The following is a 15558-nucleotide window of genomic DNA, read 5'->3' as shown; positions in this document are numbered from 1 at the left end:
ATGCCTGCCCAGCAGCCGTCGCCCGTCAGAGCAGCTCGGGCACCCTCTCACCGGCGGGCGGCGGGCCCGGCGGTGTTCCGTCGCCGAACGGGCGGCCGCCCAGTTGCTCGCGGTGGTGCGGGGTCAGCCAGCCCGAGACCTCCGGGCCCAGCGGCACGATGCCGCTCGGGTTCACGTCCTTGTGCACCACGTAGTAGTGCTCCTTGATCTGGGCGAAGTCGATCGTGTCGCCGAAGCCGGGCGTCTGGAACAGGTCGCGGGTGTAGGCCCACAGCACCGGCAGCTCGGCCAGCTTTGCGCGGTTGCACTTGAAGTGGCCGTGGTACACCGCGTCGAACCGCACCAGCGTGGTGAACAGGCGGATGTCGGCTTCGGTGATCGTATCGCCGACCAGGTAACGCTGATCCTCGAGCCGCTCCGACAACCAGTCCAGCCGGGTGAACAGCTTGTGGTAGGCGTGCTCGTACGCCTCCTGGGAGCGCGCGAACCCGCACTGGTACACCGCGTTGTTGACGTCGGTGAACACCTTCTGCGCCACGTCGTCGATTTCGTCCCGGAGCTTCTCCGGGTACAGCTCGGGTGCGCCGTCGCGATGCCACGCCGTCCACTCGGTCGACATGTCGAGCGTCATCTGCGCGAAGTCGTTGGTGACGACCTGGCCGCTCGGGACGTCGACGAACGCCGGCACCGTGATGCCGCGCGGGTACTCCGGGTCGCGCTTGAAGAACGCCTCCTGCAGCCGCTCGATGCCGAGCACCGGGTCGCGTCCGTCCGGGTCGAGGTCGAAGCTCCAGCTCCGCTCGTCGTGCACCGGGCCGGCGATGCCCATCGACAGCACCGGCTCGAGGCCGAGCAGCCGGCGCACGATCACCGCGCGGTTCGCCCACGGGCACGCCCGCGCGACGATCAGCCGGTAGCGGCCGGGCTCGACCGGCCAGCCGTCGCGGCCGTCGGCGGTGATGCGGTCCGGGAGGTAGTTCAGGTCGCGCTCGTACTCGCCCTTGTCGCTCATCGGCGTCCTCAGCAGTCGTCGGTCGGGGGAGCGGCGTCCAGCGCCGCGGCCAGCCGGGCCAGCACCGGCCCGGCCGTCCGGATCTCTTCGGCGCTCAGGTGGTCGAACACCGAAGCCCGGACGCGGGCCAGGTGGCTCGGGTAGGCCGCCTCCAGTCTGGCCAATCCCGCCTCGGTCAGCACGGCGTTGGACGCGCGCCCGTCCGCGGCGCACCGGCGCTTCTCGACCAGGCCGCGGCGGGTGAGGTCGTCGACCACCCGGCTGATCCGGCTGAGCGACAACGCGGTCGTCGCCGCCAGCGCCGAGATGCGCAGCAGGTGCTCCGGCGCCTCGGACAGCGCGACGAGCACCCCGTAGTCGGTGATCGTGAGGCCGGTCTCGGGCAGGAACTGGTCTTCCAGTGCGCGAGGCAGCACGGTGGCAATGCGGATCAGCGGCCGCCAGAACGCGGCTTCGTCGGCGTCGAGCCCGGCCAAATCACCCATACCGGCAGTCTACCGAAAGCTTGCTTGCGCAACCAGCAAAATGCGGTACAGTCTTGTTGAACCCTCAATCACCAGGGGGCGCCACCACGAGGAGAGAAGAACAGCGATGACCAGCGCGACCACCTACCCCCAGCTGACCGGCGAGTACACCCTCGACGCCGCCCACTCGCGGATCGGGTTCGTCGCCCGCCACGCCATGGTGACCAAGGTGCGCGGCAGCTTCAACGAGTTCACCGGCGCCGCGACCATCGACGGCGACGTGCCGGAGAAGTCCAGCGTCCAGGTGACCATCCAGGCCCACAGCATCGACACCCGCAACGCCGACCGCGACGGGCACCTGAAGGGCAACGACTTCCTGTCGATGGACGAGTACCCCCAGATCACCTTCACCTCGACCGAGATCAAGCAGACGGGTGACACCGGCTTCGACGTCACCGGCGACCTGACGATCAAGGGCGTCACCCGTTCGGTGACCGTCCCGTTCGAGTTCGAGGGCGCCGCGAAGGACCCGTTCGGCAACGACCGGATCGGCTTCGAGGGCTCCACCACGATCAGCCGCAAGGACTACGGCATCACCTGGAACGCCGCGCTGGAGACCGGCGGCGTGCTGGTGAGCGACAAGGTCACGCTGGAGTTCGAGATCTCCGCGATCAAGTCCGCCTGATCCCGGGAGGGGGGACCGGCGTGAGCGCCGGTTCCCGGCTCACCGGTCCCCTTAAACCGCTGTCGCGAACACCCGCCGGCACGGGACACTCGCGGTATGTCCACCGTCACGCCCTTCCCGGTCCTGGCGCTGATCGGCGCCGTCTCCGGGTCGGTCACGGCGTGGTTGCTCCTCCGCCGTGACCGGCCCGTGCAGGTGCTCACCCCCTCGGCACCGCCGGAGCGGGTGCCCCCGGAGGTCGCCGCACAGCTGCTGGCCGACGAGCGCGCCGAGCGGCTGGCCGCGCTCGGCCGGTTCGCCGAGGCAGCGGACGCCGACCCGGAACTGCGCCAGGACTGCGCCGACGAGATCGTCGCCCACCTCAGCCACTATTGGTCCGACTGGCCGGCGTGGCAGGCGCAGGTGTGGGAGTTCCTGCTTCCGCACCTGAACCCCACGTCGTCGACGTTCTGGCCGGGGATCGACCTCCACGTGGAGAACCTGACGCTCTTCTGCGTGGACCTGCGGGGCTGCGAAGTCCGCGACGCGGTCTTCCGCGAGGTGCGGTTCGGCGGCGACGCCCGGTTCGACGAGGCGGTCTTCACCGGGTCGGTGTCCTTCGAGGGGGCCCGCTTCGCGCGCCACGCCTTCTTCGGCGGCGCGTCGTTCGAGACGGGTGCCGACTTCGAGGACGCCGTTTTCACCGGTACCGCGGCCTTCGACCGGAGCACCGCGCACGGCCAGGTGTGGTTCGACGCCGCCCGGTTCTCGGCTCACACCGACTTCGCCGCGACCGGGTTCGGCGACGACGTCTCGTTCGACGCGGCGGGCTTCGCGGGCCGGACATCGTTCCGCGGCACCCGGTTCGCCGCCGACGCGCTGTTCACCCGGGCCCGCTTCAGCGGCCACGCCGACTTCACGGCGGCGACGGCCGCGGTCTTCGACTTCACCGGGGCGCGCGCCCGGACGGACGTGCGCGTGCTCCGCACCTGGCCGCCGGCCTGGGCACCGGGAGAGCCCCGGCGCCGTCGGCCGGGCTGGTGGGCGGAGGTCACTACTCCGGCCTGATCGGCAGCTCGGCGTCGTCGCGGAGGAACACCGGGATCCGCTCCGCCGGGGCCGGCGCCTCGACCCAATCGCCGCCCTCGTGCCGTGCGCCGGTCACCGCGTCCGTCCACGTCGCTCCCGCGGGCAGGTACACCCGCCGCGTGGTGACCCCGGGTTCGAGCACCGGCGCCACCAGCAAGTCCGGGCCGAGCAGGAACTGGTCGTCGACGTCCCAGGCCCCGGGGTCCGCGGGGAAGTCGACGAACAGCGGCCGCATCGGCGGGACGCCCTGTTCGTGCGCCACCCGCATCTGCTCCATGAGATACGGCCGCAGCCGTTCCCGCAGCCGCAGCGACGCCGTGATCGCCTCGTACGCGGGCTCGCCGAACGACCAGACCTCGTTGGGGCCGCCGGTCATCTCCGGCCCGAACGACGGCCGCGGGTCGCGGAAACCGTGCAGGCGGAACAGCGGGCAGAACACGCCGTAGGAGAACCAGCGGACCATCAGCTCCCGGTACTCGGGCGAGTCCGGATCGCCACCGTGGAAGCCGCCGATGTCCGTGGTCCACCAGGGGATCCCGGCGATCGCGACGTTCAGCCCGGCCCGCACCTGCGCCCGCAGCGACGCCCACGTCGCGCCGACGTCACCCGACCAGAGCGCGGCCCCGAACCGCTGGCTGCCCGCCCACGCCGACCGGCTGAGCAGCACCACTTCGTCGTCGCCCTCGCCGCGGATGCCGTCGTGGAACGTCTGCGCGTTCGCCTGCGGGTAGAGGTTGAACACCTCCGCGCCCGGACCGGCGTGGAAGCCGAGGTTGTGCGGGTGACCGGGCTGGATCTCCGGCTCGTCGCCGTCCAGCCACCACGCGCGCACGCCCAGGTCGTAGTAGTTCTCCTTGACCTTGCTCCAGACGAACTTCCTGGCCTCCGGGTTGGTCGCGTCGTAGAACGCCACCGGCATCTCGACGCCGAAGCCCTTGTCCTTCCAGGGCGCGTGCGCCGGGACGCCGTTCTCGGCGGCGACCAGCAGCCCCTTCTCGTGCAGCTCCCGGTAGTTCTCCGACAGCGGGTTCACCGACGGCCACACCGAGACCATGAGCTTGACGCCCATGCCGGAAAGCTCACGCACCAGCCCGGCCGGGTCGGGCCACTCGGCCGGGTCGAACTTCCAGTCGCCGAGGTGCGTCCAATGGAAGAAGTCCGCCACGATCACCGACAGCGGCAACCCGCGTTCGTGGTACTCCCGCGCGACGGAAAGCAGCTCCTCCTGCGTGCGGTAGCGCAGCTTCGACTGCCAGAACCCGGCCGCCCAGTCCGGCAGCATCGGCGCGTGCCCGGTCGCGTCGGCGTAGTGGCCGAGGATCTGGCGCGGGCCGTCGCCGGTGGTGATCCAGTAGTCGAGCTGGCGCGCGTCGTCGGCGACCCAGCGGGTGCCGTTGGCGGCCAGCTCGACCCGCCCGACCGCGGGGCTGTTCCACAGGAACCCGTAGCCGCGGCTGGACAGCAGGAACGGCACCGACACCTCGGCGTTGCGCTGCACCAGGTCGAGCACGAGGCCCTTCTGGTCGAGCCGGCCGTGCGTGTGCTGCCCGAGCCCGTAGATCCGCTCGTCGTCGTAGGCGGCGAAGCGCTGTTCGAGGCGGCCGTAGCCGTTGCGCGACGGCATGAACAGCCGTGCGCCGGGCCACCAGAAGTGCGCGCGCTGCTCGGAAAGCAGCTCCTCGCCGGTGTCCGTGCGGACGAACCGCAGCTGCGCGTCGATCCCGGTGTCGGTGTCGGCGATCTCGACGATCGCGGTGAGCGCGCCGTTGACCACCCGGCCGTGGCGCCCGTCGGCCTCCGCGGTGGCGGCGGACGGCTTCGCGGGCAGCAGCGCGCCCGGGACGTCGTCGAGGATGCGGTGCCGGCCGGCGCGCACGCGCAGGCTGTCGGCGCCCCACGGCTCGATGCGCAGCACCTCGTGCCGCACGCTGACTTCGAGCGAGCGGCCGTCTTCGGTCGTGATCACGCGGTGTCTCCTTGCCAGAATTCAGTCTTTGACGGCGCCGCTGGTCAGCCCGGCGACGACGTAGCGCTGGGCGACGACGAGCAGGACGGCCGCGGGGATCGCGGCGAGGACGGCGGTGGCCATGATCCCGTTCCAGTCGGCGGACTGGTTGCCGACGAACCGGTAGATGCCCACGGTGATGGGCTCGAACGACTGCCCGGTGGTGAGGGTCACGGCGAACAGGAAGTCCGCCCAGGCGAACAGGAACGAGAACAACCCGGCGGTGACCAGCGCGTTGCGGCTGACCGGCAGGATGATCGAGAAGAACGTGCGCCAGTACCCGGCACCGTCCACCCGGGACGCTTCGGTGAGCTCCTTCGGCACGGAGATCATGAACGCCCGCAACAGGAGGATGGCGAACGGGATGGTCGCGGTGGAGTCGGCGAGCACCAGCCCGAGGTAGTTGTCGATCAGGCCGAGGTTGCTGAACACGGTGTAGAGCGCGTTGGCCATCACGATGCCGGGGATCATCTGCACGATGAGCAGCACGAACACCAGCGCCGGGCCGCCGCGCACCTTGAGCTGGGCCAGCGCGTAGGACGCGGGCGCCGCGACCAGCAGCGACACGAGCACCGTGCCGAGCGCGACGACGACGCTGGAAAGCAGGTTCGGGCCCTGCGTCGCGACGGCCTTCCGGTACCCGTCCAGGGTGCCGCCGACGGGGAAGAACGCCGGGTCCGGGCTCAGCAGCGCGCCGCTCGGCTGCAGCGACGCGTTGACCATCCAGTACAGCGGGAACAGCAGCACCGCGACGATCAGCACGCCGAGGGCGGTCCGCGGCCAGTTCGACGTCCTCATGCCGCCGCCTCCGCCAGGGTCGCCTTCGCCGAGCGGAGGTACAGCAGCCCGAACACCGTCGCCACCACGATGAGGACGTTGCCGACCGCGGCGCCCTGCCCGAACGCGAAGTCCTGGAAGGACAGCCGGTAGGACCACGTGGTGAGCGTCTGCGTCGCGTTGGCCGGCCCGCCGCCGGTGACGACCATGATCACGTCGAACACCTTGATCGTGTAGACCAGCCCGAGCATCAGCACGATCCCGGTGACCGGCCGAAGCAGAGGCCAGGTCACGTGCCGGAATCGCTGCCACGCGCCCGCGCCGTCGAGTTCCGCGGCTTCGTAGAGCGACGCCGGGATCGCGCGCAGCCCACCGTGCAGGATGACCAGGTTGAACGGGATGCCGATCCAGATGTTGGTGATGATCACCGCCGGCAGCGCCCAGCCGGTGCTGCTCAACCACGGCACCGCGTCGAGGCCCACCGCGCGCAGGCCCGCGTTGAGCACGCCGTGGTCCTGGTCGAACATCCACCGCCAGACCGCGCCGCTGACCACCAGCGGCAGCAGCCACGGCAGCAGGAGCAGCGACCGCAGCAGCGCGCTGCCGAGGAAGCGGCCGTTGAAGAACACCGCGAGCGCCAGGCCGATGCCGAACTGGAAGACGATCGACCCGGCGGTGAACAGCACCGTGTTGAGCGCCGCCGTCGAGAACAGCGGGCTGCTCAGCACGGCGGAGTAGTTCGCGATGCCGACGAACGGCGCCTCGCCGGTGTAGAACGACTTCACCGTGTAGTTCTGCGTGCTCATCACCAGGTTCGCGGCCAGGGGATAGCCGAAGAACACGACGACGTAGGCCACGGCGGGCAGCAGGAACGCCCACGCCGCGAACCGGTTGTCCCGGCGGGTGCGGCGGCTCGAGCGGGGTGGCGCGGCGACGGCCGGGGCGGCGAGCGTCACGAGCCGCTCGCCTGCTGCGCGGCCTTGAGCGCCTGGTCGACCGGCGTCTTCCCGGTCAGCGCCGCCTGGAGCGCGTCGGCCAGCGCCTGCGAGACCTTCGGGTACTTCTCGCCGAGCTCGGCGGTGCGGGAGCGGGCCGTGCCGACCTCGTCGACGAACGCCTGCATCGCCGGCTGCTGGGAGCCGAACTTCTGCGCCGTGTCGGTCTTGGACGGGATGTACGCGTGCGCCTTGCTCCACTCGAGCATGGTCGGCTCGGACAGGATGCAGGAGAGCACCTTGCCGGCGGCCTGCTGGGCGGGCCCGCTGGTGACCGGCACGGCGCCGACCTCGCCGCCGAGGGCGACCACCGGCTTGCCGCCGGCCTGCGGCACCGGGATCGGCACGACGCCGTAGTGCAGTGCCTTCTGCTCGTCGAGCCGGGCGATGTTCCACGAACCGTTGATCATCATCGCGGCGTTGCCGCCGACGAACTGGTCGGCGACGTCGTTCTGGTTCCAGGTCACCACCGACTTCGACGCCGAACCCGACGTCACCAGGTCGGTGACGTACTGCAGGGCCTGCGCGGACTGCGGGGAGTCCAACTGGGACAGTTCGGCGCCGTTGCTCCAGAAGAACGGCAGGAACTGCCAGGTGCCCTCTTCGGACGGGACGGCGGAGAAGGCGAGGCCGTACTTGCCGTCCTTGGTCAGCTTCGCCGCGGCGGCCTTCAGCTCGTCCCACGTCTTCGGCGGCTCGACCCCGGCGGCCTGCAGGAGGTCCTTGTTGTAGATCAGGGCCAGGCCGTTGACGCCGGGGGCGACGCCGTACACCTTGTCCTGGTAGGTCCCGGCCTTGACGATGCTCGGGTAGAAGCCGTCGGTGGTGACGCCGTAGTCGGACAGCGGGGTCAGCGCGCCGGTGGCGGCGACCTGCTGCAAGGTCGGGTTGTCGGTGAAGAGCAGGTTCGGCAGGGTCTTCGAGCTGGCACCCTGCAGGACCTTCGGCAGCATCTGGCTGGTCGGCACCTTCTGGCGGTCGATCTTGATCCCGGTCTGCGTGGCGCAGGTGTCGAGGATCTTCTGCCAGGCGGCGGAACCTTGCTCGTCGGAGTAGTAGTCGAGTTCGGTGATCGACGTGGCGGCCGGCGCGGCGGAGCCGCCCGGCGCGGACGGCGCCGGGCTGGGGCTGCAGGCGGCCAGCAGCGCGGCACTCGTGGCCATGATCAGGGCGCGACGAACTACGGACATGGTGATTCTCCTTCGGCGGCGGAGCAGAACCGGTTTAGGCGCGCGGCGAGGCGGTGCTGTCGCGCCGGGTGAGGCGGGGCCCGAGCAGCCGGACCTCCGGGGTGGTGTGGCCGGCGAGCCGGCGCATGGTCATGTCGACGGCCTGGGTGCCGACCTCCTCGGCCGGGATGGCCACGTTGGTCAGCGCGACCACGTGCTGTTCGGCCATGCTGTCCGGGCACACGGCGATGACCGAGATGTCCTCGGGCACCCGCAGGCCGCGGTGGCGCAGGTCCGACAGCAGCCCGGGCAGCACGGCTTCGTTGTGCACGACCAGGCCGGTCAGGTCGGGGTCGGCGGCGAGCAGGTCGTCCAGGCAGGCGCTCACCGCTTCGTAGGAGTGCGCGCACGGCCGGGACTCCGCCCGCACGTCCCGGCTCTTCGTGGCTTCGTCGAAGCCGCGCAGGAACCGGGTCGCGTAGCTCGTGCCGCGCCGGTAGACGGCCGGGGACGGGCCGATCAGCGCGATCGAGCGGTGGCCGAGCTCGGCCAGGTGCGCGACGCACGCCGAGCCGGCCGCGGTGAAGTCGAGGTCGACGCAGCTCAGCCCGGCCGGGTGGTCGGGCACGCCGATGAGCACCACCGGCAGGTCGAGGGCCAAGAGCATCGGCACCCGCGGGTCGGCGGTTTCGACGTCCATCACCATCAGTGCGTCGGCGATCGCCGACGACGCCACCCGCTGCAGCGCGGCGGGTCCTTCGTCCTTGGTGAGCAGCAGCAGATCGTGGTCGTAAGCGCGGGCCGCGGTCACCGCCGAGGCGACGAACTCCATGACGACGGCGACGTTGAGGTCGGTGCGCAGCGGCACGACCAGCGCGAGCACGTTGGTCTTGCTGCTGGCCAGCGCCCGCGCCCCGGCGTGCGGGTGGTAGCCGAGCTTGCGGATGCTGTCCTCGACCAGCCGCCGGGTCTTCGGCGAGATCGAGCGTTTGCCGCTGATCACGTACGACACCGTGCTGGGGGCCACGCCGGCGGCGTGGGCGACGTCGTTGATCGTGACCACGGGCGGCCTCCTGGGGACGGGGAGCGGGGGCGGTGGGGTCGGTCAGTGTCGAAGCGCATCGACGATGGCACGAACGTAAGCGACACCTGCCGGAAACACAAGCATCATTCGGCGTTCGCCCGCATTCGATTCCCATTCGACAACGGCCACTCGGATCGAATGTGTCGAATATTGCTGGTTGCGGATCTTCTCCCAGCTCAGACCGGGTTCCGGGCGGCTGTCCCCGGACCTCTGGGGGCGTTCACAGGAACTCTTGACCTCGTGCTGACGCGGCTGTAATAGTCGTCACCCATCCCCACCTTCGACGCGAATGTCCCGCGCCGCGCCGTCGAAACGATTCGACGATTCCGGAGGCTGTCCGTGCGCAAGTCCCTGTTCCGCCGTGCCCTCGTTCCGATGGTGGCGGCGACCCTGCTGCTGGCCCCGGCGCCGGCGCTGGCCGAGCCCCCACCGCCGTTCCGCGATCCGTCGCTGCCGCTGGCCGCGCGGATCGACGACCTGCTCTCCCGGTTGACCGCCGACGAGAAGATCTCGCTGCTGCACCAGTACCAGCCCGCCATCCCGCGGCTGGGCATCGGCGTGTTCAAGACCGGCACCGAAGCCCTGCACGGCGTCGCGTGGTCGACCGACTACGACAACAAAGGCGCCGTCGTCAAGGCCGACGGCACGGTGTTCCCGCAGGCCATCGGCCTGGCCACCACCTGGGACCCGGCGCTGGTGAAGCAGGTCGGCGCGGCCGTCGGGCAGGAGGCCCGCGGCTTCAACGCGCGGAACCCGACGCTGTGGGGCCTCAACCTGTGGGCGCCGGTGGTGAACCTGCTGCGCGACCCGCGGTGGGGCCGCAACGAAGAGGGCTACTCCGAGGATCCGCACCTCACCGGCGAACTCGCGACCGCCTACGGCCGCGGCATGCAGGGCGACGACCCGCGGTACCTGCAGGCCGCCCCGACGCTGAAGCACTTCCTCGCCTACAACAACGAGGTCAACCGCGACACCAGCAACTCCTCGGTGCCGCCGAAGATCCTGCACGACTACGACGAACAGGCGTTCAAGATCCCGCTGCAGGCCGGCGCGGCCAACGCCGTCATGCCGTCGTACAACCTGGTCAACGGCCGGCCCAACCACGTGAGCCCGGACCTCGACGGCGCGCTGCGGAAGTGGGCGCCGAAGGACATCGCCGTCGTCAGCGACGCCGGCGCGCCGTCCAACCTGGTCAACTCGGAGAAGTACTACGCCACCAAGGCCGAGGGGGACGCGGCGGCGATCAAGGCGGGGCTGGACAGCTTCACCGACAACGACACCGACGGCTCGATCACGACCACCGCGGTCAAGGAGGCGCTGAGCAAGGGCCTGCTGACGATGGCCGACGTCGAGAACGCCGACCGGCACCTGCTGTCGCTGCGGTTCCGGCTCGGCGAGTTCGACCCGGCGGGCCGCAACCCGTACGCGAAGATCACCCCCGCCGTCATCAACTCACCGGAGCACCAGGCACTGGCGCGCAAGACCGCCGACGAGCAGATGGTGCTGCTGCGCAACAACGGCAACGCGCTGCCGCTGGACGCCGCGAAGAACAAGAAGATCGCGGTCGTCGGCCCGCTCTCCGACACGCTGTACGAAGACTGGTACGCCGGCGCGATGCAGTACAAGGTCACCCCGGTGCAGGGCATCAAGGAGCGGCTCGGCTCGGCGGGCACGGTCGCGTCGTCGGAAGGCGTCGACCGGATCGCGCTGAAGGACCTGTCCACCGGCCGCTACCTGACGGCGCCGGCGACCACCGGCAAGGTCACCGCGGGCGGGACCGTCGCGGGCACCGCCGAGTCCTTCGACGTCTACGACTGGGGCGCGGGCAAGAACACGCTGCGCGCGGCCGCGAACGGCAAGTTCCTCAGCTACTCCGGCGGGGCGCTGGTGAACGACGTCGACCAGCCGGCCGGCTGGTTCGTGCAGCAGCAGCTGAAGCTCGACGCCCAGCCCGACGGCAGCTACGTGCTCGAGTACGCGGGCAACGAAGTGAACGAGCCGTGGTTCGGCCCGAACAAGTTCGCCGTCGTCGGCGCCGACGGGGTGCTGACGATCTCCGCCCCGGACGCCGCGCACGCGACCAAGTTCGGCCGTGACGTGCTGACCAGCGGTGTCGGCAGCGCCGTCGCCGCCGCCAAGGACGCGGACACCGCCGTCGTCGTGGTCGGCAGCATGCCGTTCATCAACGGCCGCGAGGCCAACGACCGCACGAGCACCGAGCTCGCCCCGGCGCAGCGCGCGCTGATCGAGGCGGTGCAGAAGGCGAACCCGCACACCGTCGTCGTGGTCGAGAACAGCTACCCGACGACCGGCTGGGACACCTTGTCCGTGCCCGGCATCCTGTGGACCAGCCACGCCGGGCAGGAAACCGGGCACGCGGTCGCCGACGTGCTCTTCGGCGACAAGGACCCGGGCGGGCGGCTGACCCAGACCTGGTACGCCTCCGACGCCGGGCTGCCGAGCATCCTGGACTACGACATCGCCAAGACCGGGCTGACCTACCAGTACTACCGCGGGAAGCCGCTGTTCCCGTTCGGCTACGGGCTGAGCTACACCAGCTTCCGCTACGACCGCGTGCGCACGTCCCAGTCCGGTGGGAAGGTCCAGGTGAGCGTCGACGTGACGAACACCGGGGCCCGCAGCGGCAGCGACGTCGTCCAGCTCTACTCGAGCGCGCGGCAGTCCCGTGTCCAGCAGCCGGTGAAGCAGCTGCGTGACTTCTCGAAGGTGACCCTGGCCCCGAAGGAAACCCGCACGGTGCGGTTCGAGGTCCCCGTGGCGGACCTGGCCTTCTGGGACGTCACGCGCGGGAAGTCCGTGGTGGAGAGCGGGGTCTACGACTTCGCGGTCGGCCGCAACGCCACGGACGTGGCCGGCTCGCAGCCGGTGTACGTCGCGGGGGAGCGGATCCCCGCCCGCGACCTCACCCGCTCGACGCCGGCGGAGAACTTCGACGCCTACCAGAAGACGACCCTGACGGACACGGCGAAGACCGCGGGCACCTCCGTCGCGGCCACCGCCGGCAGCTGGCTGGCGTTCAAGGACGTCGCACTGGGCGGCCCGCAGAAGTTCACCGCCTCGGTCGCCAAGGCGGAGGCCGGGACGACGCGGATCACGGTCCGCCTCGACTCGCCCTCGGGGCGGGTGCTGGGCACGGTTCCGGTGACCTCCACCGGCGACCGGTACGCGTACGCGACGGTGACCGCGGCACTGGCGAAGGCGGCCGGACGGCACGACGTGTACCTGACGTTCGACGGCCCGGTGAACCTGGCGACGTTCTCGCTGCGGTGACCTGGGGTTTGCGACCCACGCCGGCGTAGGGCCAGGAGTTGACCGAGGGGCCGCCGACACGTCGGCGGCCCCTCGGGGTGCCGTCATCGCGCAGCCGGCGACTGCCGATGACGGTGGTGCCCCGCCGGACCTGACGGTGCCGGTGTGGCTACCAGGTGTAGTGTTTCCGGGGTCTTCAGCTCGCCGGTAGCCGAAAGGGAGTGCGGTGTGAGACGGCCGCTCAAGCCGCAGTGTCATCACTCGATCGGACGAAACTGAACCCGTGCGCGCGCCACAATTCCGGGCCAAGATGCATCGGTTACCCCGAACCGGTGGGTACACCGAACCCTTGGACAGCCTGAGGTGACTGCTCCCCAAGCCCGCGGCGACGGTCCGCGGAAGAAGCCGTCCGCCGAGCGCGCGGCGCGACGGCTCGGCACGCTCGCGCGCAAGTGGAGTTACCTCATCAGCACCACCGCCTACCTGCCGCACACCCCCGACGAGATCGAGCGCGAACTGGCGGCCCTGGCCGGGCGGCTGTTCGACGCGGTCGTCAGCGATCCGCCGGACCTCGGCGCGGCCGCGGCGGCGGGCGGCCGGCTCGTCGAGCTGCGGTGCGTCGGCGGGGAAAGCCTGCGCCGCAGCCTGGAGGTGCTGGCCAAGGGGCTGCTGCGCGAGCCGGAGCTGCGCGGGGTCGACGGGCTCGCCGAGCGGGTCGTGCTGGTGCTCGGTGCCCTCAGCTCCGGCTACGGCGAGATGCTGCGCGAGGACATCGAGAAGCGGCAGGAGGGGCTGAGCCGCGCGCTGCTGAACGTCGAGCAGGAGACGCGGCAGAAGCAAATCATCACGCGCGCGCAGTTCGAGGAGGTGTTCGCCGGCTCGGCCAGCGGCGTCGCGCTCACCGAGCTGGACGGCCGGGTGCTGCGGGCCAACGCCGCACTCGCCAAGACACTCAACCGCACGCCGGCGGAGATCGCCGCGATGACCCTGTTCGACCTGGTCCACCCCGAGGACGTCGAGCAGCTGCGGGAGAGCTACCACGAGCTGGTGGCCGGCCGGCTGCACCGGTTGCGCGCCGGCCGCCGCCTGGTCGGCAAGGACGGCGAGCCGATGTGGGCGACGTTCGCCGCGTCGGTGATCCGCGACGCGGCCGGCACACCCCGGCAGCTGCTCACGATCGTCGACGACGACACCGAGGTCTCGCTGCTGCAGCGGCGGCTGAGTCACCAGGCCCTGCACGACGTGCTCACCGGGCTGCCGAACCGGCAGTTCTTCGGCACCCGGCTGGAAACCCTGCTGCGCGACGCGGACCCGGCCCGCGGTGTCACGCTCTTCCACCTCGACCTCGACGGCTTCTCGCAGATCAACGGCGGGCTCGGCCAGGAGCTCGGCGACCGGGTGCTGCGCGGAGTCGCGGCGAAGCTGAAGACGGTCTTCGAAGCGGAGAAAGCGCTCGTGGCCCGCCTCGGCGGCGACGAATTCGGTGTGCTGGTGCAGAACACGGCGGACACCCCGGGCGTGGTGACGCTCGTGCGCCGGATCACCCGCGAGCTCGCCGAGCCGGAGTACGTCGACGGGCAGCGCGGGGTCGCGGTGTCGGCCGGCATCGGCGTCGTCCACCGGCCGCCGCGCGACATCACGCCCGCGGAGCTGCTGCGCGCGTCGGACCTGACCCTGCGCCGTGCCCAGCGGACGGGCCACCAGTGGGGCCTGTTCGACCGCGAGCTGGACCGGCGCGACCGGCACGACTTCGGCCTGGCCGCGTCGATGGCGGGCGCGTGGGAGAACGGCGAGGTCGAAGTCGGCTTCCGCGCGCTGGTTTCCGCGACCGGCGGTGCGCTCGAGGGCGTCGAGGCGCGGCTGCGCTGGGCGCATCCGGCCGAGGGCGTGCTGTCGCACGAGACGTGCGTGCGGCTGGCCGCGGAGACCGGGCTGGCGCTGCCGCTGGGCACGTGGCTCCTGCGCACGGCGGCCGAACGGCTGGCGGCGTCGGGGATCGGCGTGCCCCTGGTCGTCGAGCTGACGGCGCAGCAGGCGGCGGACCCGGAGCTGGTCGGCGAAATCCGCGGTGTCCTCGGCGACACCGGCCTGGCGCCGGACCGGCTGCGCCCCGGCTTCCCGGCTCCCGCGTTGACGGCGACGGCGTCGACGGGGGAGATCGGCGACGCGGCGGACAACTTGAAGGTGCTGGCGGAGATCGGCGTCCGGGCGGAGATCCACGGCTTCGGCGACGTCACGCGGCTTGCGGAGTTCCCGGTGCACGCGGTCCGGATCGCGGCGAACCTGGTGGCCAGGCGGGAGCACCCGCTGGTGACGGGGACCCTGTCGGCGCTGATCGACGCGGCGCACGCGGCCGGGGCTTCCGTGTCGGTCGCGGGGGTGGCGAGCGCGGAGCAGGCCGTGTGGTGGCAGGACCGGGGTGCGGACCTGCTGTCGGGTCCGGCGTTCCCCGAGCTGCCGGGCGGCTTGCCGTACTGCTGAGCTCCGGCTTCGGGATTTGCGTCGAACGGAGCAGTGAAACTGCACCGTTCGGTCCTGTCGCGGGAAGTGATCTCCTCATTACCCTCCAGTAGCAGACAGTGGTGCCGATCACAGTCGCTTCGGGAGGCCTCATGGCGTCGCGCGTCCGGGGAGCCGGCTCCGAAGACCGGCGCGAACTGCGGCTGCGGCACCTCTCCGGCTGCCTCACCTGCACGCTCAAGTGCGCGTACTGCGCGCTGCCGGTGCGGCTGGCCGGGCCGGGCGACCACCCCGGTTACGGCGTCGTCGACGAAGTGACCGGCGAACTGGTGCTGCTGCACCGGTTCTGCCGCAGCGCGCTCGGCCGCAGCCGGACGCGGGGGTGCGTGCTGCGGCGCGCCCACCTCGGCCGCGCGACCGAGCAGTACGAAACCGGCCGGCGGCCCGGGCGCTACCAGCGCCTCGGCGTCCGGCGGTCGCCCGATCCCGATCTGTACCGGAAACGCTGGCGGATCGCGAAGATGCGGTACGCGTGCAAGGCGTGCCGGTACTACACCGGCTCGCACTGA

At 71.1% G+C, this 15558-nt stretch carries 12 protein-coding genes; 5 read left to right on the top strand and 7 right to left on the bottom strand.

Annotated features, from left to right (window positions below):
• Positions 1 to 25 precede the first annotated feature (25 nt).
• Together AB0M80_RS36830 and AB0M80_RS36825 are read right to left on the bottom strand one after the other, a co-directional pair.
• Complete coding sequence (locus AB0M80_RS36830) at positions 26 to 1012, bottom strand: glutathione S-transferase C-terminal domain-containing protein (protein ID WP_364574197.1); 987 nt, start codon at positions 1010 to 1012, stop codon at positions 26 to 28.
• Between the two features lie 8 nt (positions 1013 to 1020).
• Positions 1021 to 1497, bottom strand: coding sequence for a MarR family winged helix-turn-helix transcriptional regulator (locus AB0M80_RS36825; RefSeq protein ID WP_364574195.1), 477 nt, complete (start codon positions 1495 to 1497; stop codon positions 1021 to 1023).
• A 106-nt stretch (positions 1498 to 1603) separates the two neighbouring features.
• Here AB0M80_RS36825 and AB0M80_RS36820 point away from each other — a divergent pair, with 106 nt between their 5' ends.
• A complete protein-coding gene (locus tag AB0M80_RS36820) occupies positions 1604 to 2161 on the top strand; it encodes a YceI family protein (protein ID WP_364574193.1) in 558 nt (185 codons plus the stop codon).
• A gap of 96 nt (positions 2162 to 2257) precedes the next feature.
• Complete coding sequence (locus AB0M80_RS36815; RefSeq protein WP_364574191.1) at positions 2258 to 3208, top strand: pentapeptide repeat-containing protein; 951 nt, start codon at positions 2258 to 2260, stop codon at positions 3206 to 3208.
• On the opposite strand, the gene AB0M80_RS36810 is transcribed toward AB0M80_RS36815, so the two are convergent.
• From AB0M80_RS36810 to AB0M80_RS36790, 5 genes are read right to left on the bottom strand one after another with little or no spacing between them, the layout of a single operon-like run.
• Positions 3195 to 5195, bottom strand: a complete 2001-nt coding sequence (locus tag AB0M80_RS36810; protein WP_364574189.1) for a TIM-barrel domain-containing protein — start codon at positions 5193 to 5195, stop codon at positions 3195 to 3197. The two genes, AB0M80_RS36815 and AB0M80_RS36810, sit on opposite strands and share 14 nt — an antisense overlap.
• 21 nt (positions 5196 to 5216) lie before the next feature.
• Positions 5217 to 6032 carry a carbohydrate ABC transporter permease gene (locus AB0M80_RS36805; protein WP_364574187.1) on the bottom strand — a complete coding sequence of 272 codons (816 nt, stop codon included), beginning with the start codon at positions 6030 to 6032 and terminating at the stop codon, positions 5217 to 5219.
• The gene (locus AB0M80_RS36800; protein ID WP_364574185.1) at positions 6029 to 6967 is read right to left on the bottom strand and encodes a sugar ABC transporter permease; all 939 of its coding nucleotides are present in this window, start codon (positions 6965 to 6967) and stop codon (positions 6029 to 6031) included. The genes AB0M80_RS36805 and AB0M80_RS36800 overlap by 4 nt, the downstream gene beginning before the upstream one ends.
• The gene (locus AB0M80_RS36795; protein ID WP_364574183.1) at positions 6964 to 8196 is read right to left on the bottom strand and encodes a sugar ABC transporter substrate-binding protein; all 1233 of its coding nucleotides are present in this window, start codon (positions 8194 to 8196) and stop codon (positions 6964 to 6966) included. Before AB0M80_RS36795 ends, AB0M80_RS36800 begins: the two co-directional genes overlap by 4 nt.
• A gap of 34 nt (positions 8197 to 8230) precedes the next feature.
• Positions 8231 to 9238 (bottom strand): LacI family DNA-binding transcriptional regulator, encoded by a 1008-nt coding sequence (locus AB0M80_RS36790; protein ID WP_364574181.1) that lies wholly within the window; start codon positions 9236 to 9238, stop codon positions 8231 to 8233.
• A gap of 360 nt (positions 9239 to 9598) precedes the next feature.
• On the opposite strand from AB0M80_RS36790, the gene AB0M80_RS36785 reads away from it, so the two are divergent.
• The 3 genes from AB0M80_RS36785 to AB0M80_RS36775 all read left to right on the top strand — a co-directional run bounded on the left by AB0M80_RS36785 (position 9599) and on the right by AB0M80_RS36775 (position 15558).
• Positions 9599 to 12550, top strand: coding sequence for a glycoside hydrolase family 3 C-terminal domain-containing protein (locus tag AB0M80_RS36785; protein ID WP_364574179.1), 2952 nt, complete (start codon positions 9599 to 9601; stop codon positions 12548 to 12550).
• 342 nt (positions 12551 to 12892) lie between these two features.
• Positions 12893 to 15010 (top strand): diguanylate cyclase, encoded by a 2118-nt coding sequence (locus AB0M80_RS36780; protein ID WP_364574177.1) that lies wholly within the window; start codon positions 12893 to 12895, stop codon positions 15008 to 15010.
• Positions 15011 to 15141: 131 nt separating this feature from the next.
• Positions 15142 to 15558: a hypothetical protein gene (locus tag AB0M80_RS36775; protein WP_364574175.1), complete on the top strand. Its 417-nt coding sequence runs from the start codon at positions 15142 to 15144 to the stop codon at positions 15556 to 15558.

It is taken from the genome of Amycolatopsis sp. NPDC051045 (assembly GCF_040682955.1).
Taxonomy (GTDB): Bacteria; Actinomycetota; Actinomycetes; order Mycobacteriales; family Pseudonocardiaceae; genus Amycolatopsis.
The sequence above is the reverse complement of the archived record's forward strand: the minus strand, read 5'-3'. Positions and strand labels throughout refer to the sequence as shown.

What these genes read in the sequence shown, in the direction of transcription:
- AB0M80_RS36825 (WP_364574195.1), bottom strand. Translation starts at nt 1,497, where the DNA reads ATGGGTGATTTGGCCGGGCTCGACGCCGACGAAGCCGCGTTCTGGCGG.
- AB0M80_RS36820 (WP_364574193.1), top strand. Translation starts at nt 1,604, where the DNA reads ATGACCAGCGCGACCACCTACCCCCAGCTGACCGGCGAGTACACCCTC.
- AB0M80_RS36830 (WP_364574197.1), bottom strand. Translation starts at nt 1,012, where the DNA reads ATGAGCGACAAGGGCGAGTACGAGCGCGACCTGAACTACCTCCCGGAC.
- AB0M80_RS36795 (WP_364574183.1), bottom strand. Translation starts at nt 8,196, where the DNA reads ATGTCCGTAGTTCGTCGCGCCCTGATCATGGCCACGAGTGCCGCGCTG.
- AB0M80_RS36815 (WP_364574191.1), top strand. Translation starts at nt 2,258, where the DNA reads ATGTCCACCGTCACGCCCTTCCCGGTCCTGGCGCTGATCGGCGCCGTC.
- AB0M80_RS36775 (WP_364574175.1), top strand. Translation starts at nt 15,142, where the DNA reads ATGGCGTCGCGCGTCCGGGGAGCCGGCTCCGAAGACCGGCGCGAACTG.
- AB0M80_RS36805 (WP_364574187.1), bottom strand. Translation starts at nt 6,032, where the DNA reads ATGAGGACGTCGAACTGGCCGCGGACCGCCCTCGGCGTGCTGATCGTC.